Origin of the sequence: Streptomyces sp. NPDC090108, from assembly GCF_044747185.1 — a bacterium.
In the GTDB taxonomy this organism is placed as follows: domain Bacteria; phylum Actinomycetota; class Actinomycetes; order Streptomycetales; family Streptomycetaceae; genus Streptomyces.
Genome location: NZ_JBIVDQ010000002.1, coordinates 1,009,115 through 1,030,479, shown reverse-complemented (window position 1 = coordinate 1,030,479; position 21,365 = coordinate 1,009,115). Strand labels below are relative to the sequence as shown.

16 protein-coding genes are annotated in these 21,365 nt (G+C 71.5%); 5 read left to right on the top strand and 11 right to left on the bottom strand.

What is annotated here, in order from left to right; genetic code table 11:
• Positions 1–11: 11 nt before the first annotated feature.
• A complete protein-coding gene (cydB, locus tag ACIPRD_RS09585; RefSeq protein ID WP_356405211.1) occupies positions 12–1,016 on the top strand; it encodes a cytochrome d ubiquinol oxidase subunit II in 1,005 nt (334 codons plus the stop codon).
• A gap of 281 nt (positions 1,017–1,297) precedes the next feature.
• Here cydB and ACIPRD_RS09580 read toward each other — a convergent pair whose 3' ends face one another.
• The 5 genes from ACIPRD_RS09580 to ACIPRD_RS09560 all read right to left on the bottom strand — a co-directional run bounded on the left by ACIPRD_RS09580 (position 1,298) and on the right by ACIPRD_RS09560 (position 7,282).
• Complete coding sequence (locus ACIPRD_RS09580) at positions 1,298–3,598, bottom strand: FdhF/YdeP family oxidoreductase (protein WP_401561916.1); 2,301 nt, start codon at positions 3,596–3,598, stop codon at positions 1,298–1,300.
• A gap of 314 nt (positions 3,599–3,912) precedes the next feature.
• The gene (locus tag ACIPRD_RS09575) at positions 3,913–4,449 is read right to left on the bottom strand and encodes a DoxX family protein (protein WP_401561592.1); all 537 of its coding nucleotides are present in this window, start codon (positions 4,447–4,449) and stop codon (positions 3,913–3,915) included.
• Positions 4,450–4,589: 140 nt separating this feature from the next.
• Positions 4,590–5,957 carry a potassium channel family protein gene (locus ACIPRD_RS09570; RefSeq protein ID WP_401561589.1) on the bottom strand — a complete coding sequence of 456 codons (1,368 nt, stop codon included), beginning with the start codon at positions 5,955–5,957 and terminating at the stop codon, positions 4,590–4,592.
• Between the two features lie 58 nt (positions 5,958–6,015).
• Positions 6,016–7,050 (bottom strand): cation diffusion facilitator family transporter, encoded by a 1,035-nt coding sequence (locus ACIPRD_RS09565; protein ID WP_356405204.1) that lies wholly within the window; start codon positions 7,048–7,050, stop codon positions 6,016–6,018.
• A gap of 154 nt (positions 7,051–7,204) precedes the next feature.
• The gene (locus tag ACIPRD_RS09560) at positions 7,205–7,282 is read right to left on the bottom strand and encodes a 50S ribosomal protein bL37 (RefSeq protein ID WP_373296929.1); all 78 of its coding nucleotides are present in this window, start codon (positions 7,280–7,282) and stop codon (positions 7,205–7,207) included.
• Between the two features lie 284 nt (positions 7,283–7,566).
• Between ACIPRD_RS09560 and ACIPRD_RS09555 the strand changes: the two genes are divergently transcribed.
• Positions 7,567–8,958, top strand: coding sequence for a glucose-6-phosphate dehydrogenase (locus tag ACIPRD_RS09555; RefSeq protein WP_356405202.1), 1,392 nt, complete (start codon positions 7,567–7,569; stop codon positions 8,956–8,958).
• A 114-nt stretch (positions 8,959–9,072) separates the two neighbouring features.
• Complete coding sequence (locus ACIPRD_RS09550) at positions 9,073–9,531, top strand: GreA/GreB family elongation factor (protein WP_401561585.1); 459 nt, start codon at positions 9,073–9,075, stop codon at positions 9,529–9,531.
• 88 nt (positions 9,532–9,619) lie between these two features.
• Here the strand turns inward: ACIPRD_RS09550 and ACIPRD_RS09545 are convergent, their stop codons facing one another.
• Both ACIPRD_RS09545 and ACIPRD_RS09540 read right to left on the bottom strand, forming a co-directional pair.
• A complete protein-coding gene (locus ACIPRD_RS09545; protein ID WP_356405198.1) occupies positions 9,620–9,904 on the bottom strand; it encodes a hypothetical protein in 285 nt (94 codons plus the stop codon).
• 96 nt (positions 9,905–10,000) lie between these two features.
• Positions 10,001–12,643 carry an ATP-dependent Clp protease ATP-binding subunit gene (locus ACIPRD_RS09540; RefSeq protein WP_356405196.1) on the bottom strand — a complete coding sequence of 881 codons (2,643 nt, stop codon included), beginning with the start codon at positions 12,641–12,643 and terminating at the stop codon, positions 10,001–10,003.
• 274 nt (positions 12,644–12,917) lie between these two features.
• On the opposite strand from ACIPRD_RS09540, the gene ACIPRD_RS09535 reads away from it, so the two are divergent.
• Complete coding sequence (locus ACIPRD_RS09535) at positions 12,918–13,370, top strand: Hsp20/alpha crystallin family protein (RefSeq protein WP_356405194.1); 453 nt, start codon at positions 12,918–12,920, stop codon at positions 13,368–13,370.
• A gap of 58 nt (positions 13,371–13,428) precedes the next feature.
• Here the strand turns inward: ACIPRD_RS09535 and ACIPRD_RS09530 are convergent, their stop codons facing one another.
• Both ACIPRD_RS09530 and ACIPRD_RS09525 read right to left on the bottom strand, forming a co-directional pair.
• On the bottom strand, positions 13,429–15,744 hold the full coding sequence (locus ACIPRD_RS09530) for an FdhF/YdeP family oxidoreductase (protein ID WP_401561582.1): 2,316 nt from the start codon (positions 15,742–15,744) through the stop codon (positions 13,429–13,431).
• 208 nt (positions 15,745–15,952) lie between these two features.
• A complete protein-coding gene (locus ACIPRD_RS09525; RefSeq protein ID WP_401561580.1) occupies positions 15,953–17,785 on the bottom strand; it encodes an FUSC family protein in 1,833 nt (610 codons plus the stop codon).
• 274 nt (positions 17,786–18,059) lie between these two features.
• Between ACIPRD_RS09525 and ACIPRD_RS09520 the strand changes: the two genes are divergently transcribed.
• Entirely contained in the window at positions 18,060–18,989 is a 930-nt protein-coding gene (locus tag ACIPRD_RS09520; protein ID WP_356405188.1) for a LysR family transcriptional regulator, read from the top strand.
• A gap of 91 nt (positions 18,990–19,080) precedes the next feature.
• Here the strand turns inward: ACIPRD_RS09520 and fdhD are convergent, their stop codons facing one another.
• Together fdhD and ACIPRD_RS09510 are read right to left on the bottom strand one after the other, a co-directional pair.
• Entirely contained in the window at positions 19,081–19,917 is an 837-nt protein-coding gene (gene fdhD / locus ACIPRD_RS09515) for a formate dehydrogenase accessory sulfurtransferase FdhD (RefSeq protein ID WP_356405186.1), read from the bottom strand.
• Positions 19,918–20,074: 157 nt separating this feature from the next.
• Positions 20,075–21,268, bottom strand: coding sequence for an MFS transporter (locus tag ACIPRD_RS09510; protein WP_401561576.1), 1,194 nt, complete (start codon positions 21,266–21,268; stop codon positions 20,075–20,077).
• Positions 21,269–21,365 lie beyond the last annotated feature (97 nt).

The following is a 21,365-nucleotide window of genomic DNA, read 5'->3' as shown; positions in this document are numbered from 1 at the left end:
GACGGATCTCCATGCACCTCTACGATCTGTGGTTCATCCTGATCGCCCTCCTCTGGGTCGGGTACTTCTTCCTCGAGGGGTTCGACTTCGGCATCGGCGTCCTCACCCAGGTCCTGGCGCGCAACGACACCGAGCGGCGCGTGCTCATCAACACGATCGCGCCCGTCTGGGACGGCAACGAGGTCTGGGTGGTGGCGGCCGCGGGCGCCACGTTCGCGGCCTTCCCGGACTGGTACGCCACGATGTTCAGCGGCTTCTACGTACCCCTGCTGATCATCATCATCTGCCTCATCGCCCGCGGCGTGTCCTTCGAGTTCCGGGGCAAGCGCTCCAGCCACCGATGGCAGCGCAGCTGGGAGCAGGTGACCTTCTGGACCTCGGTGTTCCTCGCGTTCCTGTGGGGCGTCGTCTTCGCCAACATGACCCGCGGCATCGAGATCAACCGCGCCAAGTCGTACGTGGGCACCCCCGGGGACCTGTTCAACGGGTACGCGGTCCTCGGCGGCATCCTGACACTGGTGCTGTTCACCTGCCACGGCGCGATCTTCGCGGCGCTGAAGACGGACGGCGAGATCCGCGAGCGCGCCCGCAAGCTGGCCCCCGTGCTCGGCGCGGCCTCGCTCCTGCTGGCCCTGGCGTTCCTGCTGTGGACGCAGGCGAACTCGGGCAACGGGCAGAGCCTGGGCGTGATGATCGTCGCCTTCGTGGCGCTCGTCGTGGCGATGTACTTCAACCAGCTGGGCCGTGAGGGCTGGGCGTTCGTCTTCTCCGGCCTGACCGTGATCGCGACGTTCGCCATGCTGTTCCTGACCCTGTTCCCGGAGGTCATGCCGTCGACGCTGAACCCGGCGTGGTCGCTGACGGTCAGCAACTCCTCCTCCGGTTCCTACACGCTCACGGTGATGACCGTGATCGCGGCCATCTTCACGCCGCTCATCGTCATGTACCAGGCGTGGACGTACTGGGTCTTCAGCCGGCGCATCGCCGTCCACCACATCCCGGCCGGGGGCCACTGACCCTCCGGGGCACCGGCCCCCTCGATCCGGCACCGGCCGCTTTCCCGGCACCCCCGCACGGTCCTCCCGTGCGGGGGTGCCGTGCGTTGCCGGGGGTGCCGTGCGTTGCCGGGGGTGCCGTGCGCTGCCGGGGGTGGCGTGCATGGCCGAGGGGGTGCGGTGCGAGGCCGGGGGACGCGTGGCGCAGGCCGGGGGACGCGTGGCGCAGGCCGGGGTGACACGCACAGAGGCCGGGCCCCCTCGGAAGGGGGCCCGGCCGCCGGCGGAGAGGCGCGCGCCGCTCAGGTGGCGGGCGTGATGTGGACCTTGACGTGCTTCATGATGGGCTGGTCGCTCTCGGTGCTGTAGTCGCACAGCGCGCACAGCACGTTCATCTCCGGCATGTAGCCAGCCGCGCAGCCCTTCGGCATGTCGTACGGGATCGCCAGGTAGTCCTCCAGGTAACGGTGGCTGCCGTCCCTGGCCGTGCTGACGATGTTGACCGGGTCGAACTCCGAGATCCCGCGCTCACGCATGTCGTCGGCGTTCATGAAGACGAGCGTGCGGAGGTTCTTGATGCCGCGGTAGCGGTCGTCGTCCGAGTAGATCGTGGTGTTCCACTGGTCGTGCGAGCGCATCGTGCCCAGCGCCAGCATGCCCGCCTCGGGGATCACGTCGGGCAGCGGGGCGGCCGAGAACTCGGCCTTTCCGGTCTTGGTGTAGAAGACCAGTTCGCGGGCGGGCTGCTTGATGCGGAAGCCCAGCGGCAGGCGCACCCGGCGGTTGAAGTCCTCGAATCCGTCGAGGGCCCGGGACATGGTGTCGCGGATGCGGTCGTAGTCCTCGATGTACCACTCCCACGGGGTGGCGCTCGTGGGCAGGGCCGCGCGGGCGATGCCGGAGACGATCGCGGGCTCCGACAGCAGGTGCTTGGAGGCCGGTCGCTTCATGCCGACCGACAGGTGGACCATGCTCATGGAGTCCTCGACCGACGTGGCCTGGACGCCCTGGCGCTGGTGGTCCTTCTCGGTGCGGCCGAGGCAGGGCAGGATGAGCGCCTGCTTGCCGTGCACGACGTGGCTGCGGTTGAGCTTGGTGCTCACCTGGACGGTGAGTTCGCAGTTGCGGATCGCCTCGTAGGAGAACGCGGAGTCCGGCACGGCGAGGGCGAAGTTGCCGCCCATGCCGACGAACACCTTCACGTCGCCGCGGTTCATCGCCTGGAGGGTGCCGATGGTGTCCAGGCCGAACTCACGGGGCGAGGTGATCCCGCAGGCCTCGTCCATCCGCTCCAGGAACTGCTCGGGCGGGTGGTTGTCGATGCCGCAGGTACGGTTGCCCTGGACGTTGCTGTGACCGCGCACCGGGGACGGTCCCGCTCCCTCGCGGCCCAGGTTGCCGCGCAGCAGGAGGATGTTGACGATCTCCCGGATCGTGCTCACCCCGTGCTCGTGCTGGGTGACGCCCAGGCACCAGCTGAAGATGCTGCGGTCGGCGTCGGTGTAGATGCGGGCGGCCTTGAGGATGTCGGCGCGGCTGAGCCCGGACTGCTGCTCGATGTCGGACCACTCCGTGGCCTCGCACACCTTCCGGTACTCCTCGAAGCCGTGGGTGTGCCGCTCGATGAACTCGCGGTCCAGGGCCCTCGGGTCGGTCTTGGCCTGCTCCAGGACGGCCTTCGCCATGCCGCGGATCAGCGCCATGTCGCCGCCCACCCGCACCTGGAGGTTCAGGGTGCTGACGGGGGTCGAGTGGAAGGTGGCCATGTCGAGGATGTCGTGCGGGATGAGCGCACGCGTCGCGCCGGCCTCGATGAACGGGTTGATGTGCACGATCTGGGCGCCGCGGTGGTACGCCTCGACCAGGGAGGTGAGCATCCGGGGCGCGTTGGAGGCCGCGTTGACGCCCATGATGAACAGCGCGTCGGTGGCCTCCCAGTCCTTCAGGTCCACCGTGCCCTTACCGGTGCCGAGGGCCGCCTGGAGGGCGCGGCCGCTGGCCTCGTGGCACATGTTGGAGCAGTCGGGCATGTTGTTCGTGCCCAGCTCACGGATCATGAGCTGGTACAGGAAGGTGGCCTCGTTGCCGAGGCGGCCCGACGTGTAGTACGACGCCTGGTGCGGGCTCTCCAGCCCGCGGATCGTCTTGCCGATCAGCTCGAACGCGTCGTGCCAGCTGATGGGGACGTAGTGGTCGGTGTCCGGGTCGTACACCATCGGATGGGTGAGCCGGCCCTGGTCCTCGAGCTTGAAGTCGCTCCACTCGTACATCTCGCTCACCGTGTGGCGGGCGAAGAGTTCGGGGGTGGCACGCTTGTGGGTCATCTCCCACATGACGTGCTTGGTGCCGTTCTCGCAGATGTCGAGCTTGAGGCCCTTCATGTCGTCGGGCCACGCGCAGCCGGGACAGTCGAAGCCGCCGTCCTCGTGGTTCATCTTGAACATCGCTCGCGGCCCGTCCAAGAGCTCGCCCTCGCGCAGCAGGAACTTGGTCACGGCCTTGGCGGCACCCCAGCCGGCGGCGGGGTGGTGGTACGGGTGGAAGTGCGGAAAGCCCTCCGGAGTGGGCCCCACTTGAGGTTCGAGCAGATCCTCTGCTTCCATGGCCCGCTTGTCGTCGTCGATGGTGCTCAAGGCTCTCACCCTTCCGCCGTCCGGGCATGACTCCATATCCGCATATGGAGCTCCAGATCAGACTATGTCTGGCAAAGTACGCCCGCCAGGCGGCTCGTAAGTCCTCATGGAAAGCATCACTCTCGGCATTTCCGGAGCCTTTTCGTGCCCGCGACACACAAGCAGGTATTCGGCTCTTATTTGCCCACTTTTCTCTTGTTATGCCACTTATCTGCCACCCCCGCGCCGGGCGGACGGCACGCGCGGCGCGGCTCGTTCAGTGGTGCGCGTTCAGTGGTGCGCGTTCAGCGATGCGCGCCTTCCTCGGACTTCGCGGCGGCAAGCGCCTGCTCGCGGCGCGCCACCACGGCGGCGGTGCCCACGGTGGCCGCCGCGAAGGAGAGCAGCACCATGCCCGGGCGGTCGAGACGGCAGCCCAGCACCCGGGCCAGCGAGTAGCGGCCGGGGCCGGAGATGCCGAGGGTCGCGGCGATGAATCCGAGATAGGCCGGGTATTCGTAGCCGCCGGCGGTGCTGAAGAAGCCCGCCTTCCAGTGCACGGCGACCGCGCCGGCCATCGCGCCGGCCGCGGCGGCGGCCGCCGCCGGGGTCGCGAAGCCCACCGCGAGCAGCAGACCGCCGCCCGCCTCGCTCAGACCCGCGGCGATCGCCGCGGGCCTGCCCGGACGGAACCCCATGGCCTCCATGGCCTTCGCGGTCCCGTCGACGCCCCCGCCGCCGAACCAGCCCAGGAGCTTCTGCGTACCGTGCGCGCACAGCACTCCTCCCGTGCCGAGGCGCACGGCCAGCAGTCCCAGATCCTTGCGGTGGAGGCGGCCCATGGCGAGATCCTTCCCTAGGCGGAACAGTCCGCTCCAGTCTTCGCCCTCCGCGTACGGTCCGCCGCCCGGGATCCGCCGGTCAGGGTCCGCGGCACCGGAAGCGCGCTCACCGCGCCGCCGCGGCCCGCCGGACGGTGCGGTCAGCCGTGCCGGGCGGGCGGCGGGGCCGCGGCCGTGCCCGGGGTGTGCGGGCACCGGTCGCGCGCGGTGAGCGGCCAGGGGACGAAGGTCTCGTCGCCGGTCTGGAGACACACGTCGTGCTGGTGCGCGACCACACCGGTGACCGGCTCGCCCAGGAGCCGGGCCAGAACGTACGCGGCGGCGAGACTGGTGACGTCCCTGATCGTGCCCATGGGCAGCAGGGAGCGGGTCTCCGCGATCGCCTCGTGCTCCCCCGCCCTGACGACCACCCGGGTGCCGGAGGCCACACCGTGGGCGGCGATGGCGACGGCGATGTTGTCGAGGTCGTCCGAGCCGACGGCTGCCAGCGCGCGGGCGTGTCCGAGACGGAGCCGTTCGAGTACCGCGCGGTCGCCGCCGTGGCCCGTCATGACGGGGATGCCCAGAGAACGCGCGAGCCGGGCCGTCGTGGTGTGCGGATCGCGTTCCACGCCGACGACGGGGATGCCCAGATGCTGGAGTTCGGCGCACAGCCGCATGCCGACCTGCCCCATGCCGACGACGATGACGTGCCCCGAGCGCGGCAGTGTGCGCGGGCCGACGAGGCCGATCAGCTTGGGGCCGAGCATGCGCTCGATGACCCCCGCGGTGAACAGGGCGCTGAAGACGAGGGTCGCGAGCATGGCCACGCCGGAGGCGACCTCGTAGCCGGTCTCCTCGGTGCCGGCGGTGGCCGGTCCGACCCCGGCGACGACCCGGGCCGCGTGGAAGAACGCCTCGGCCGGCGGCAGGTGATGGGTGACGAGCCATCCCCAGTCGGCCAGCAGCACGGCGAGGATGCCGGCCAGGCCGATGAGGAGCAGCCGGGCACCGGCGTCGTACGGGCGCAGCTGGCGTGCCACGTGTTCCAGGCGGCGCCACAGCCGCCGCGGATGCGGCTGCCATTCCTCGACGTACGGCACGTCGTGCCGCGCGCGTACGGCGCGCACCCGTTCCCCGGAGCGCTGGACGGCGAGGTACCGCGGGTCGACGCACGGGCCGGCCAGGGCGGGCGCGGCGAGATCGGCCGGTGAGGTCGCGTCGCACTGCGGCAGGAGGCGCTCCAACTCGTCGGACACGGTCCGGTCGAAGACGGTGGCCACGATGGGGACGCTCGGGGCGAGATGGGCGACGGCCAGGGCGTAGCGCAGGGCGGCGACGTCGTCGTGCAGGAGGATGGCGACGCCGTCCGCGTCGTCCCGCACGGCCTCGCGCAGCTCACGGTCGCCCGGCTCGATCAGGTGGACGACCCCGCCGGGGCGTTCCTGGAGCGTCGCGCAGACCCGGCGGGCCACGTTGGTCTCGCCGATGACGACGAAGGCCCGGGTGTCGGAGGGCGGGGAGGTCACGGCGCCGGGGGATCCCTTCTGTCCTCGGGGACGCGAGCGTCAGGGCCGGGGACCTGCCTCAGTCGTCGCCGCGGGGCGGTGTGGGGTCCAGGTAGACCCGCTTGACGGCGGGGATCAGGGCGCGCAGCCGGGTCTCCGCCTCCTCGCAGCCCTGCTCGATCTCACGGGAGGTGGAGACGTCGCGGAAGTCGACCTTCGCGGCGATGAGGATCTCCCCCGGTCCCTGCACCAGGGTCGTCAGCTCCATGACGTTCTCGATGGGCCCGACGGACAGCAGTTCCCGGCGCACGGCGTTGCGCAGCGACGCCGGCAGGGCGCGGCCGACGAGCAGTTCGGAGTTGGCGCGGCCGAGGACCCAGGCGACGAACACGAGCAGCACGCCGATGAGGATGGAGGCGATGCCGTCCCACACGCCGGATCCGGTGAGCTGGCCGCCGAGCAGGCCGAGCGCGGCGAGCACCAGGCCGACGAGGGCCGCCGAGTCCTCCATCACCACCGCCTTGACCGCGGTGTCGGGCGTGTGCCGGAGGTAGCCCAGCGTGGGCACCCGGAAGTGCTCGGCGCGCCCGGTCGCCTGCTTGAGCCCGGTGCGCAGCGACATGCCCTCCAGGACGAAGGAGGCGGCGAGCACGATGTACGCGATGAGCGGGTTGCCGGGCTTCTCGTCGTGGGTCAGGGCGTGGATGCCGTCGTACAGCGCGAACACACCACCGCCGACGAAGGTGGCGACGGAGGCGAGGAGCGCCCAGATGTAGCGGGTGGGTCCGTAGCCGAGCGGGTGGTCCTCGTCGGCGGGCCTGCGGCTGCGTTTCAGCGCGGTGAGCAGGCACAGCTCGGTGATGGTGTCGGCGACCGAGTGCCCGGCCTCGGCCAGCATGGCGCTGGAGCCGCTGAGGACACCGGCGACGGCCTTGGCCAGGGCGACACCGAGGTTGGCGGCCGTGGCGACGAGGACGGTGCCGATCGATCCGCCCGCGCCGGGGCCGGTCTTGGACCCCACCCGGGCGTCCAGCAGCGGTTCGCGGCGCACGCCGGGAATCGGCTCCCGGTCCGGGAGGCCCGGCTCCCGCTCTGGTTCACCCTGTTCGCTCATGGCCGGACAGTATTCCCCTCTGCGCCCCTCTCGGGGGTTCGGACCGTGTGTGCGCCGTCGTGACCGGCCCTGGAAGGCCCGGCCGCCTCGGCCTCGCGGGGGCGGCTGGGCCTTTCAGGGGAGAGACACCCCTTGAGCGCCGGGGCGGCCCGGTTCAGGACTGCGGCCGCTTGCCGTGGTTCGCCGCGTGCTTGCGGCGGCCCTTCTTCTTCCGGCGTCGCTTCGAGGACATGGGAACCTCCTGCGGGCGTGGGGGAGAGACCGCGTGCCGGGGCACCGGATGCCTGGCGTGCCCGTACAGGCGGCCCGTGCAGGCACGATACCTCCGGGCCTGTCGCCCCTCCACCGGAAGTCACCCCCGGGTCACCTCCGCCTGCGTCCGGGCCACGGGCCGGGCCGGACCCCCCGGGGCACGAGTCGCGGACGCCGCTCCCGGCGCGGACGATACGAGGAGCGGCTCGCTCGGTTTCGCACCACGGGAACTCGGTTTCGCACCGCAGGAAGGGGCGCAGGCGGATGTCCGGTGACTGGGAGGCCGACGCTCTGGTGATCTTCGGGGTGACCGGAGATCTCGCGCAGAAGATGACGTTCCCCGCGCTGTACCGGCTGGAGAGCCGGGGTCTGCTGGACGTTCCGGTGATCGGGGTCGCCGGCCGCGCGTGGACCACCGCGGAACTGGTCGACAGCGCGCGCAAGTCGGTCGAGCGGGCCGAGGGGTCCGTCGACGACGCGACGTTCGAACGGCTCGCCTCCCGGCTGACGTACCTGTCCGGAGACGTGTCCGCGCCCGAGCTGTACCCGAGGCTCGCGCAGGCCCTGGGCGGCCGCCGCCGTCCGCTGTACTACCTGGCGATGCCCCCGTCGCTGTTCGCGCCGATCGTGGACCGGCTCGCCGCCGCGCATCTCGTCGCGCAGGCCCGGGTGGCGCTGGAGAAGCCGTTCGGCCACGACCTGGCCTCGGCCCGCGCCCTGAACCGTCGGCTGAACCAGGTGCTGGCCCCGGAGCAGATCCTGCGGGTGGACCACTTCCTCGGCAAGGAGCCCGTGATCGAGCTGGAGTACCTGCGGTTCGCGAACTCCGCGATGGCCGAACTGTGGGACCGCGACAGCGTGGTCTCGCTGCAGATCACGATGGCCGAGGAGTTCGGGGTGGAGACCCGCGGCCGCTTCTACGACCCCGTCGGCGCGCTGCGCGACGTCGTGCAGAACCACCTCCTGCTCGTCCTCGCCCTGGTCGCCATGGACCCGCCGGTCGGCCCCGGCGCGAACGACCTCTGGGACAAGCGGGTCGAGGTGCTGCGGGCGATCCCGGACGCCCGGGCGAGCGACTACGTACGCGGCCGGTACGACGGCTATCTCCAGCTGCCCGGGGTGGCCCCGGGGTCGACGACCGAGACGTTCGCCGCGCTGAAGCTGGAGATCGACAACTGGAGATGGGCGGGGGTGCCGGTCTACATCCGGGCCGGCAAGCGGCTGCCCGCGCGGGTCACCGAGGTGCGGCTGATCCTGCGCGAGCCGCCGCGGCTGAACTTCCTGCCGGACCCCTGCCAGGTCGCGCCGAACCAGATCGTGCTGCGCATCGGCCCCGATCCCGGGATGCGGCTGCAACTGTCCGCGCTGAGCGTGGAGTCCGCGTGGCGGCTGGTCCCGCTCGACACCGTCTTCGCCGACGAGCTCGGTGAGCCCCTCGCCCCGTACGAGCGGCTGCTGTACGCCGCCCTCACCGGCGACGACCGGTACTTCGCCCGGCAGGACGCGGTGGAGCAGTGCTGGCGGATCGTCCAGCCGCTGCTGACCTATCCGCCGCCCGTCCTCCCGTACCCGGCCGGCTCGTGGGGACCGCCGCAGGCCGCCGAGCTGCTGGCCGGCTCGCCGCCCTGGCAGCGGCCCTGGCTGCCCGGCACCTGACGGCGGACATCCCGCACGCACCCACACCCCCGCGGCGCACAACTGGCACGTCCGGCACCGGCGCACCTATCGTTGCCTCGTCCAGCTTTTCCGCCTTGTACCACGGGAGCAGGGATGCCGGGAGACCCCGAGCCGATCAGCGCGCAGGCTCGCCAAGCGCTCGAGAAAGAGCTCGCCGTGCTGCGCCAGGAACACGACATGGCCGCCGCGACGCTGCAGGACACCACCGAGACCGGCGACCACGCCGACCAGGCCGACGAGTTGCAGCGTTCCGAGGAGGCCGCACGCCTGGAGCGCCGCATCGACGAGATCACCGTGCGGCTGCGCCAGGCGGACCTGGCCGGTCCCGCCCCCACCGACGTGGTGGGCGTGGGCAGCACGGTGACCGTCCGGTTCCCGGACGGGTCGACCGACACCTTCCGGATCAGCGAACTCCCCGACGCCGACGACCGGCAGTTGGTGACGTCCGACAGCCCGCTCGGCGGAGCCCTGCTCGGACACCGGCCCGGTGACACCGTGCGCTACGACGCGCCGGACGGGCAGGCGACGGCGGTCGTCGTGTCGATCGGTTAGCACGGAGCACGCATGGGCAGGGCCACCCGGATCCGGGTGGCCCTGCCCTGTTGTTCCCCGTTGGTGTGGTGCTGCCTGTGGCGGCCGGTCAGTCGCCGTCGTAGCGGCTCGGCGGGAACGGGTCCCGCTCCCTGCGCGTGACGTCGCCGGTCTCCATCTCGCCCTCGCCGGTCTGGAGGTCGATCTCGGCCCGCTCCGCCTCGTACACCGCCTCGGGACTCTGCCGCTCCGCGACGGGCAGCCCCATCTCCCGGCGGTCCTCCACGGTGCGCTCCTGGAGCTGCGTCTCGTCGGGGCGCCGGGGCAGACCACGCCCATGACCGTAGTCCGGGTTGCCCTCGACCTTCTTGTTGGACTTGTGGTGGTGCGCCATGGGGTCCTCCTCATGGAGTGAAGACCCGGGCGGACGGTGACGCCCGGGTCATCGTGCCGGACAGCCGTCCGTCCGGTCCTCCGGCGTTCGGCCGCGTCAGCCTTTCTTCGCTTCGGTGTCCTCGGCCGGCTTGGCTTCCTTCTTGGCACGCGGGCTCGCGGTCTTCTTGGCGCCGGACCTGGTGTCCTTCTTGTCGCCCGGCTCGGCGGCCGCCTTGGCGGTGCCCTTCTTCGCGGGCTCGTCCTTGCCGTGCTCACCGGGCTTGCGCACCATGACGTGCAGCGAGTCGTCCTTCACGTCGGCGACGATGGTGTCGCCGGCCTCCGCCTGGCCGCTCAGGAGCAGTTCGGCGATGCGGTTGTCGAGTTCGGTCTGGATGGTGCGGCGCAGCGGGCGGGCACCGAACTCGGGCTGGTGGCCGTGGGCGATCAGGAGTTTCTTGGCCGCCTCCGTGACCTCCAGTTTCATGCCCTGCGCCTCGACGCGCCGCCTGCTCTGCGCGAGGAGGTGGTCGACGATGCTCCCCAGGTTCTCCTCGGTCAGGCCGTGGAAGATGATGATGTCGTCGATGCGGTTGAGGAACTCGGGCAGGAAGCGCGCCCGCAGCTCCTCCATCAGGTCGTCCTTGATCTCCTTCACGTCGCCCTTGTGGTCCAGGATCAGGTGGGCGCCGATGTTGGACGTCATGATGATGACGCAGTGCCGGAAGTCGACCGTGCGGCCCTGGCCGTCGGTCAGGCGGCCGTCGTCCAGGATCTGCAGCAGCGTGCTGAAGATGTCGGGGTGCGCCTTCTCCACCTCGTCGAACAGCACCACGCTGTAGGGCTGACGGCGCACCTTCTCGGTGAGCTGGCCCGCCTCCTCGTAGCCGACGTATCCGGGAGGCGCGCCGACGAACCGGGCGACGCTGTGCTTCTCCTGGAACTCGCTCATGTCGAAGCGGATCAGCCGGTCCTCGTCGCCGAACAGCAACTCGGCGAGTGTCTTGGCCAGTTCGGTCTTGCCCACACCCGTGGGGCCGAGGAAGAGGAAGGAGCCCACCGGGCGGTTGGGGTCGCCCATGCCGGCCCGGTTGCGGCGCACCGCCTGCGACACGGCCGTGACCGCCTCGTCCTGGCCGACGATCCGGGCGTGCATCTCCTCCTCGAGCTTCATCAGCCGCTCGCGCTCGCTCTCGGTGAGCTGCGCGACGGGGATGCCGGTGCGGCGGGAGACGACGTCGGCGATGTCCTTCGCGGTCACCATGACCACGCCCTCGCGGCGCTCCTCGATGCCGGCGAGTTCGGCCTGGGCCTCGGCGATGTCCTTCTTCAGGTTCGTCGCCTTCTCGAAGTCCTCGCCGGAGACGGCCTGGTCGAGTTCGCGGCGGAGCTTGGCGATCCGGTCCTCGCGGCTGACCACCTCGGTGGAGCGCTCGGCGCTGCGCAGCCGTACCCGCGCACCGGCCTGGTCCATGAGGTCGATCGCCTTGTCCGGCAGGAAGCGGTCGGTGATGTAGCGGTCGGAGAGCCCGGCGCAGGCTTCGAGGGCGGCGAGGTCGAACCGGACGCCGTGGTGGGCCTCGTAGGCGTCCTGGAGGCCCTGGAGGATGAGCACCGTCTCCGCGACGCTCGGCTCGGGGACCAGCACCGGCTGGAAGCGGCGTTCGAGGGCGGCGTCCTTCTCGACGTACCTGCGGTACTCGTCGATGGTCGTCGCGCCCACGACGTGCAGTTCACCGCGGGCCAGCGCGGGCTTGAGGATCTGGCCAGCGTCCATGGAACCCTCGCCGGTGGCGCCCGCGCCGACGACCGTGTGGAGTTCGTCGATGAAGAGGATGATGTTGCCCTGCGACGCCTTGACGTCGTCGATGACCTTCTTCAGGCGCTCCTCGAACTGGCCGCGGTACTGCGCGCCGGCCACCAGGGCGGACATGTCGAGCGCGATGACCTGCTTGTCCTTGAGGGTCTGCGGGACCTCGCCCGCGACGATGCGCTGGGCGAGGCCTTCCACGATCGCGGTCTTGCCGACGCCGGGTTCACCGATGAGCACGGGGTTGTTCTTGGAGCGGCGGGACAGGATCTCGACGGTCTGCTCGATCTCGTCGGCGCGGCCGACGACCGGGTCGAGCTTGCCCTGCTTCGCCTCTTCGGTCAGGTCGCGGCCGAACTCCTCCAGCGTGTTCGCCGGGGTCTTCTTCCGCTCGCCGCCCCCGCCCTCGGGACGGGACGTCTGGTCCGCCATGCCTGCCAGCTTCCTGCCGTCGAAACCCTCCGCCGACAGCACCCGGCCGGCGCCGGAGTCGGCGTCCTCCAGCAGTGCGGCGAGGATGTGTTCGGGACCGATGTACGACACACCGGCCGCCTGGGAGTGGGCGTACGCGTTGGCAAGGGTCCGCTTGGCCGCCGGGGTGAGCCCCGGCTCGGCGGACGGGGTGCCGGACTCCCGGGGCAGCACCTCGGCGAGTTCCGCGGCGAGGGCGTCGGGCTCCACTCCCACCTGGGCGAGCAGCCGGCGCGAGGGCTCGACCTGCGTGGCGGCCCACAGAAGGTATTCCGTGTCGAGGTCGGAGGTCCCGTCGTCCTCCGCCTTGCGCGCGGCCAGGTTCAGGAGCTCGTGCGACGCCTCCGTCAGCAGCCGTCCGATGGGGACGCGCTGCACGGCGGGCGGGGACGAGGCCGGGGACATGCCGAAGAAGCGATTGAACAGTTCGCTGAAGGGGTCGGACGAACCGAACGGTGAACCGAACGACATCGACATGGCAGCTCCAGCTCCTGGTGCGCGACGGATCAGGTTTTCACTGAACCGCGATGTCAGGGGCTCCGCAACCGGAGCACCTCCGCCCCCGGCCGGGGGCGGAGGCGAGGCGGGAGAAGGGCCGTCGGGCTCCGGAGAGCGGGGCGGCAGGCGCGTGCGCCTCCCCTATTACACGGTCGTCCACGGCCCCTCCGCGGTCACCGAGCGTTGCGTGCGCGAGCGGAGAGCTTCCGGCCTAGACTGACTCGCGGACCCGACGAAAAGGGGAGAAACCGCCATGGACGAAAGCACGGGCCTCGCGAAGTCGGCCAGGTCGGCCTGGTGGGCCGGGCACGACCCCGCCGTGGAACTCCAGCAGCTGTGGGGCGAGGTCAGCCGCCTGTTCGAGCACTCGGCGCAGCCCGCCGAGCCCTCCCGGCACTGGATGCCGCTGGTCGAGGAGGAGGACGCGGGCGACGCGTACCTGGTGCGTGCGGAACTCCCCGGCATCCCCCGGGAGAGCGTCAACATCGAGATCGACGGCCGCGAGCTGCAGATCCACGGCACGGTCGAGCAGTCCGGGAGCGGCAGTGCGCTGCGGCGCAGGTCCGGGTCCTTCTCCTACGGGGTCCGCGTTCCCGGGGATGTGGACGTCGCGGCCGTCCAGGCCGACATGGCGCACGGCGTGCTGACGGTGCGCCTGCCCAAGAGCGGCCAGGTGACGCGGCGCGTCATCGACATCGGCGGCTGACCCGGCGCACGGTCCCGTGGTGCGCCGGTTGCCGTCGGCGTCGGCGGTGCCGTCGGCGTCAGCGGTCGCCGGGCGCACCGGCGGGGTTCACCGTCACGGTGACGTTCTTCATCAGCGGCTGGTCGCTCTGTGTGCTGTAGTCGCCGATCGCGCACAGCACGTTCATCTCCGGCATGTACCCGGCGGCGCACCCCTGCGGGATGTCGTAGGGGACGGCCTTGTAGCCGTACAGGCTGCGGGTCGTGCCGTCCTTGGCGATGCTGGTGATGTCGACTTCGTCGAAGAGGCTCAGCCCGCGCTCGCGCATGTCGTCCTCGTTCATGAAGACCAGCGTGCGCAGGTTCTTGATGCCCCGGTAGCGGTCGTCGTCCGAGTAGACCGTGGTGTTCCACTGGTCGTGGGAGCGCATGGTGCCCAGCTTGAGGGTGCCCGCGGCCGGGACCACGTCGGGCAGTGGCGCGGCGGAGAACTCCGCGCGTCCCGAGGGCGTGAGGAAGACGAGTTCGCGGGCGGGCTGCTTGATGCGGAAGCCCAGCGGGAGGCGGACGCGGCGGTTGAAGTCCTCGAAGCCGTCCAGGGCACCGGCCATGGTGTCGCGGATCCGGTCGTAGTCCTCGACGTACGACTCCCACGGCGTGGCGCTGTCGGGCAGGGCGGCCCGGGCCATGCCGGCGATGATCGCGGGCTCCGACAGCAGATGCGGGGAGGCGGGCTTCTTCATGCCCGTGGAGAGGTGGACCATGCTCATGGCGTCCTCCACCGAGGTGGACTGCTCGCCGCTCTTCTGCATGTCCTTCTCGGTGCGGCCGAGGCACGGCAGGATGAGCGCCTGACGTCCGTGGACCAGATGGCTGCGGTTGAGCTTGGTGCTGACCTGCACGGTCAGCTCGCAGCCGCGCAGCGCCTCGAAGGTGTACGCGGTGTCGGGCGCGGCGAGCGCGAAGTTGCCGCCCATGCCGACGAACACCTTGACCTCGCCGCGCCGCATGGCCTCGATGGTGGCGACGGTGTCGAGGCCGTGTTCGCGGGGCGGGTCGATGCCGCAGGCCTCGGCGAGGCGGTCGAGGAACTCCTTGGACGGCCGGTGGTCGATGCCGCACGTACGGTTGCCCTGCACGTTGCTGTGCCCGCGCACCGGTGAGGGTCCGGCGCCCTCCCGGCCCAGGTTGCCGCGCAGGAGGAGCACGTTGACGATCTCGCGGATGGTGTCGACACCGTGCTCGTGCTGGGTGACGCCGAGGCACCAGCTGAAGATGCTGCGGTCGGCGTCGCAGTAGACGCGGGCGGCCGCCTCGACGCGGTCGCGGCCGAGGCCGCTCTGCCGCTCGATCTCCTCCCAGGAGGTCGACTCGCACAGGGCCCGATACGCCTCGAAGCCCGTGGTGTGGCGGTCGATGAACTGCCGGTCCAGCGCCTGCGGCCGGTGCTCCGCCTCGGCGAGGATCGCCTTCGCCATGCCGCGCAGCAGGGCCATGTCACCGCCGATGCGCGGCTGGAGGTTCAGCGTGCTGGTGGGGGTGGACCGGTTGAGGGCCATGTCGACGAAGTCGTGCGGGATGATCGTGCGGCGCGCGGCGGCCTCGACGAGCGGGTTGATGTGCACGATCTGCGCGCCGCGCTTGTACGCCTCGGCCAGCGAGGTGAGCATCCTCGGGGCGTTGGAGGCCGCGTTGACGCCCATGATGAACAGCGCGTCGGTGGCCTCCCAGTCCTTCAGGTCGACGGTTCCCTTGCCGGTGCCGAGGGCCGCCTGGAGGGCGCGGCCGCTGGCCTCGTGGCACATGTTGGAGCAGTCGGGGAGGTTGTTCGTGCCCAGCTCGCGCGCCATCAGCTGGTACAGGAAGGTCGCTTCGTTGCCGAGCCGTCCGGAGGTGTAGTAGGCGGCCTCGCCGGGGTCGTCGAGGCCGCGCAGGGTGCGGCCGACCAGGTCGAAGGCGTCCTGCCAGGAGACGGGCACGTAGGTGTCGGTGTCGGCGTCGTAGCGCATGGGGTGGGTCAGCCGGCCCTGGGCCTCCAGCGCGGCGTCGCTCCACGCGGCGAGTTCGGTGACCGTGTGCGCGGCGAAGAAGGCGGGGTCGACGCGGCCCCGGGTCATCTCCCAGGTGACGTGCTTGATCCCGTTCTCGCAGATGTCGAGCTTGAGGCCCTTCAGGTCGTCCGGCCACGCGCACCCCGGGCAGTCGAACCCCTTGCCCTCGTGGTTCATCTTCTGGATGGCCCTCGGCCCGTCCACGAGTTCGCCCTCGCGTATCAGGAAGCGTGACACGCTCTTGGCGGCTCCCCAGCCCGCCGCCGGGTGATGGTACGGACGGAATTCCGGGGACCGTCGCGCCTCGGCGCCTCCGGCGGACTGTCCCGACGTGTCTCGGCTCATCGCAACTCCCAGTGTTCCAGGTCGACTCGCGGCACTCGCCTGCCGCAAGTGGGGCTCAGCCTAGGTCACTTGGGCATGGCCGCAGGGTGCGGGGACCGGAAGAAGGGCAGGTGGGACCTCGTACCGCGCGAGGCAGGCGGAGCCGCGGGGGCGCGGAGGGAGGCGGGCCGGGGGCGCGGCAGGGGCCGGCGTGTCAGGGGCCTGGGTGTCAGGACCCGGCCGCCGGAGCCTCCGGACCCGACGGGGGTGCGGAGTCTTCCGGGTGCACGCTCTGCAGGACGACCTGGCTGAGCCTGCTCAGCACGTCGTACGCGCGGTCTTCGACGTCCGCCACGGCGGCGGGGTCGACCCGGGTCGGTTTCAGCTCGCCGGTCGCCGCGTCCCTGGCCTCGTAGAGGTCCACGAGGGCGGCGGCCAGGTGCACCTGGGCGACACGGCGCCGTTCCAGCGAGCCGTAGAGCGCGTGTTCCGCCCGGGACGCCTCCCTGGCGCAGGCGGTCAGCGCGTCGCGCAGGCGTGCGGCGGCGCGGTTGTGCACCAGCAGCAGGGCGGCGGCGAGGCCGACGCAGATACCGATGGCGCTGCCGACGACCCGGTCGTGCAGCAGCTGGTCCGCCGAGATCGGCGTGTGCAGTTCACTCAGCAGCAGCGCCAGCGGGGTCAGGAAGACGACCCCCAGGCCGTAGTTGCGGGCGACCAGGTACTCCAGGAAGAACTCGCACACGATGATCATGCAGATGATGGGTACCGGGCCCGGATGCGGGACCAGGGCGGCGGCCGTCAGCAGCAGGCCGATCGCGGTGCCGAGGGTGCGCTGCACGGAGCGCTGCACGGTGCTCCACGCGCTGACCGAGTGCAGGACGGCGGCGGCCGAGATCGCCGCCCAGTAGCTGTGCCCGACGCCGAGGAAGAGCGCCAGGCCGCCGGCGGCGCCGGTGCCCACGGCGGTGCGCACGGCGTTCGGCAGCAGCGCCGCGGCCCTGCGCCGGCCGGCACCGCTGCGCTTCGGCCGGGGGACCCCCGCGGGGGCGTGGGAGGCGGGCGCGACGGAGGCGCTGGCGGGGGGCGGCTCTTCGGCGTCGGCCGTGGGCGCCCCGTCGGCGGCGGGAACGCCGCCCGCCCGGGAGGACCGCGGGCGCAGGTCGTGCGGGAGCGGCTTCAGCAGGTGCCAGCGCCGTTCGGCCAGGTGCCGTGCCTGCTCCCGCAGGTGGCGGGAGAGGGCGGCTCCCCTGGCCGACTGCCAGGCGTCGGTGGTCAGCAGCGCCCACACGTAGTCGGCGGAGAACTCGGCGTCCTCCCCGTCCTGCGGGCCGTCGAGGTCCACGTCGGCGTCGTTCAGCGCGTAGTGGGCCCGCAGCGCCGCCGCGAGCGCCTGCCTGCGGGCCTTGGAGGTCCTGCTCGGTCCCACGGCGTCGAGCGCGGTGGAGAAGGCCTGGAGCGCGTCGGCCAGGGCGAGCAGCCGCAGCCGCCGGGGCTGGAGCGAGTTGGGCAGGCACATGAGCCAGGCGACGGCGGCTCCGAGGGCGGTCAGCGCCGTGTGCGGGAGCACCTGGGAGAGCTGGGTCGGGGCTTCGGCCGTGACGGCGAAGCTGAAGAGCATCAGCACCGCTCCGAGCCCGCGCAGTCCGGCGTAGTCGCACCCGAACTTGGCGAGTCCGGCCACCGCCGCCATGCCCGCGACGGCCGCCACGCCCTGGAACCAGGGACCCGAGGGGCCGGCCCACACCGCGAGGAGGGAACCGAGGCCCACCGCCGCCGTCATCGCCAGGGCGACGATCCCCAGCAGCCACAGCCGGCGCCGGCGCAGCGGGGGGAGGCTGCGCTCGAAGGTGATGGTGAACGCGCCGAGCGCCGGGAAGAGCGCGAGGTCGGGCCGTCCCGCCAGCACCAGCGGCAGGGTGGGCAGCGCCATGGTCACCGCCGCCCGCAGCGCGAAAGGGAGCGCTCCGCTGATCTTGGCCATGGCGAACGAGCCGCGCGGCGAGAGGACCCGGGTCAGTCCGGCGATCAGCTGGGAGAAGTCTTCGCGGCTCTTCGGCATGGCGCGCCAATTCTAACAAATCGTAGATCAAGTACGGCCTATCGGAAGAAAGGGGCCGCCTATCGGAAGGGTGCTGGATAAAGTGCGGATTTCATGGATTCCCGAACCCCGCCGGCCGCCGGGTGCCGCGACTCCCGGCGGCCCGGCCTGCGCCGACGCACCCCGCGGGGTGTCACGGGACGCGCCCGGCCGGGGGTCCGTCCGGGCGGACCCGGGCGACACACGGAACGGGACCCGATTGGATTTCCGCGGAGCTGTCCGGTAAACCCATGGAGTGCTGTTTCGCCAACTCGAGTATCTCGTCGCGCTCTCCCGGGAGCATCATTTCGCCCGCGCCGCATCGGCCTGCTTCGTCTCCCAGCCCGCGCTGTCGGAGGGAATCCGCAAGCTGGAGGAGGAACTTGACGTTCCACTGGTCCGGCGCGGCCGCAAATACGAGGGCCTCACTCCGGAGGGTGAGCGCATCGTGGTATGGGCGCAGCGCATCCTCGCCGACCGTGACGCCCTGAGGGACGAGGTCGGCGCCCTGCGCAGCGGTCTCAGCGGCCGGATGCGGATCGGGTCGATCCCGACCGCCTCGGCCGCGGTGTCGGAGCTGACGGGACCGTTCTGCACGGAGCACCCGCTGGTCACCGTCGAGGTGATAGCGGACCTCCAGTCGGAGGACATTCTGCGCCAGCTGCAGAATTTCGAGATCGACGCGGGAATCACCTACCTCCCCGAGGATCTCTCCGACAATTTCCACGCGATTCCGCTCTATCAGGAGCGTTATGTCCTCCTGGTCACGGCCGCGGACGGTCTCGCCCACCAGTCGAAGGCCACGTGGGCGGAGGCCGCGCGGCTGCCGCTGTGCCTGCTGACCGAGGCGATGCAGGGCCGCCGGGTGCTGGACGACGTCTTCGCGCAGGCCGGGGCGTCGCCCTCGCCGCGGATCGAGACCGACTCGGTGGCCGCGCTGTTCGCGCACGTCCGCACGGGCCGTTGGGCGAGCATCGTGCCGCACGCGTGGCTCCATGTCTTCGGCGTGCCGCACGGGATGCGCGCGGTGCCGCTGGTGCAGCCCTCCTGGACGATGCCGGTCGGACTGGTGACCACGGCGCAGAAGCCGGGCTCGGTCATGGCGCGCGCCCTGACGGAGATCGCCGAACACACCGACATGGCCACCGCCCTGGAGCGGCTCCCGGGCGAGACCTCGATGCCGTAGCCGGGGCGCCGTACGCGGCGCGGATGCGCCGGATGCCGTCTCCCCTCACCCGCACGGGACGAGGGGAGACGGCATCCGGCGCATCCGGGGCTCAGGCGACGGGCTGCGGCTCCAGGCGCTCGGCGCCGGTGTAGACGTTCATGGAGTTGCCGCGCAGGAAGCCGACCAGGGTCAGTCCGCTCTCGGCGGCCAGGTCGACGGCCAGCGAGGACGGGGCCGAGACGGCGGCGAGCAGCGGGATGCCGGCCATCACGGCCTTCTGCACCAGCTCGAACGAGGCGCGGCCGCTGACCATCAGCATGCTTCCGCGCAGCGGCAGCATGCCCTCCCGCAGGGCGTGGCCGACGACCTTGTCCACGGCGTTGTGGCGGCCCACGTCCTCGCGCAGGCACAGCAGCTCGCCGTCGGAGGAGAACAGTCCAGCCGCGTGCAGACCGCCGGTGCTGTCGAAGACCTTCTGGGCGGCGCGCAGCTTGTTGGGCAGCGAGGCCAGCATCTCCGGGCCGACGTTCAGCCGGTCGTCCTCGACGGTCCAGGCGGCCGTGGTGCGCACCGCGTCCAGGCTGGCCTTGCCGCACAGTCCGCAGGAGGACGTGGTGTAGAAGTTGCGCTCCAGGGAGGCGTCGGGGGCCTCGACACCCGCGCCGAGGACGACGTCGACCACGTTGTAGGTGTTGCCGCCGTCGGAGGTGGCACCCGCGCAGTAGCGGATGCCGGCGACGTCGCTCTCCTTGTGCACCACGCCCTCGCTGACCAGGAAGCCGGCCGCGAGGTCGAAGTCGTCGCCCGGGGTGCGCATGGTCACGGTGAGGGGGCGTCCGTCGACCCGGATCTCCATCGGCTCCTCGGCGGCCAGCGTGTCCGGGCGGTATGAGGAGACGCCGTCGCGAATGCGGAGCACCCGTCGCCGCGCGGTCACTCGTCCCATGGTCTTGTTCCTCTCCTCGGGGTCCGGCTGCGAGGGTGTCGTGCCGGTGTGTCGTTTCGACGGGGGCGGCGGGCCGGTCCCGGGCCTCCGGTGGGTGGATGGTGTCGTCGCGGTGCGGCGGATCGTGCGGCCGGTGCGGCCGTCGCCCGCCGTGCCGTCAGGGAAGGTGCCGGCGGCTGTGCCAAGCCGTGATCATGAGGCACAGTAGGCCGATGGCGGCCAGGCCCGCCAGCAGGGCGGGGTAGGGGGCTGATCTGGCGGTGACGGCGAGCAGCAGCGGGGTCAGAAATCCACTGTAGGTGACGCCGTGGTAGAGGGAGACGGCCGACGCCCTGGTCCCGGGCGGGGCGAGTCGCCGGATCTCCCTGAGACCCGAGGACAGGGTGAGGCCGTAACCGGCGCCCAGGAGGACCGCGGCGGTCAGCACCAGACCGGCCGAGTTCCAGTGCACGGCGAGCGCGCTGACCAGGAGGCCGCCGATCACCGTCAGCATGGCCACGAGGGTGGCCCGCGCGCTGCGCGCGTGGTCGAGCCGGGCGGCCAGGGGCTGGACGCCGATGCCGACCGCGAGCGTGAGTGCCGTGACGGCCCCGCTGAACACCGGCGCGTACCCGAGGGTCCGGTTGGCGACGAGCGGGGGCAGCACGACGTAGGCCACGGTCGAGGCGGCGAAGACCGCCGGGCCGGCCGGGAGCACGACCCCGATGAAGCGCGGGTGCATGAAGGGACACCGGCGTCGGCGGGCCGGCCCCGGTTCCGGCACGGTGACCGCGCGGGGTACCGCCGTCTCGGGCAGGCCGCGGGTCGCGTGGACGAGTGCCAGGGCCAGCAGCGCGTGCACGAGGCAGGGCAGCAGCAGTGGCAGGGGCAGCCATTCGGTGAGGACGCCCGCGATCAACGCGCCGGCGGCGAAGCCGCCTCCGGTCGCGTAGGTCGCCCGGCGGCCGCCGGCGTCCGGGCTGCCCGAGGCGGCCGACAGTTCCTGGAGCCAGGTGGTGCCCGCCGACAGGACGAGTCCGGCCGCGACGCCGGTGAGCAGGCGGCTGACGTAGACAAGGGGCTGGAGCAGGGCCGCCGTGGCCAGCAGGAGGCTGGCGGCCGCCGACAGCACCAGGGCGGGACGTACGACGCGCCGCCGTCCCCAGCGGTTCGCGGCGGGGCCGCCGAGCAGCAGGGCGGGCAGGAAGCCCAGCAGGTAGGTGGTGAACATGGAGGCGACCGGGACCGCGGCCCAGTGCCGCTGCGCCCGGTACACCATCGAGAGCGGGGTGAACTGGTTCGCACCCCATCCAGCAGCGGATACCGCGGCAGCCGCCGGAAACCATCCGTGCGCGTCGCGAGTGGCTGGCATGCCGGGAAGTACCTTTCTGTACGCGTCGAGACGCGGTGGACATCAGTGAGTGGTGCTTCGCCGGCCGTGACGGGTCCGGGTGTCGCGTGGCCGCTCC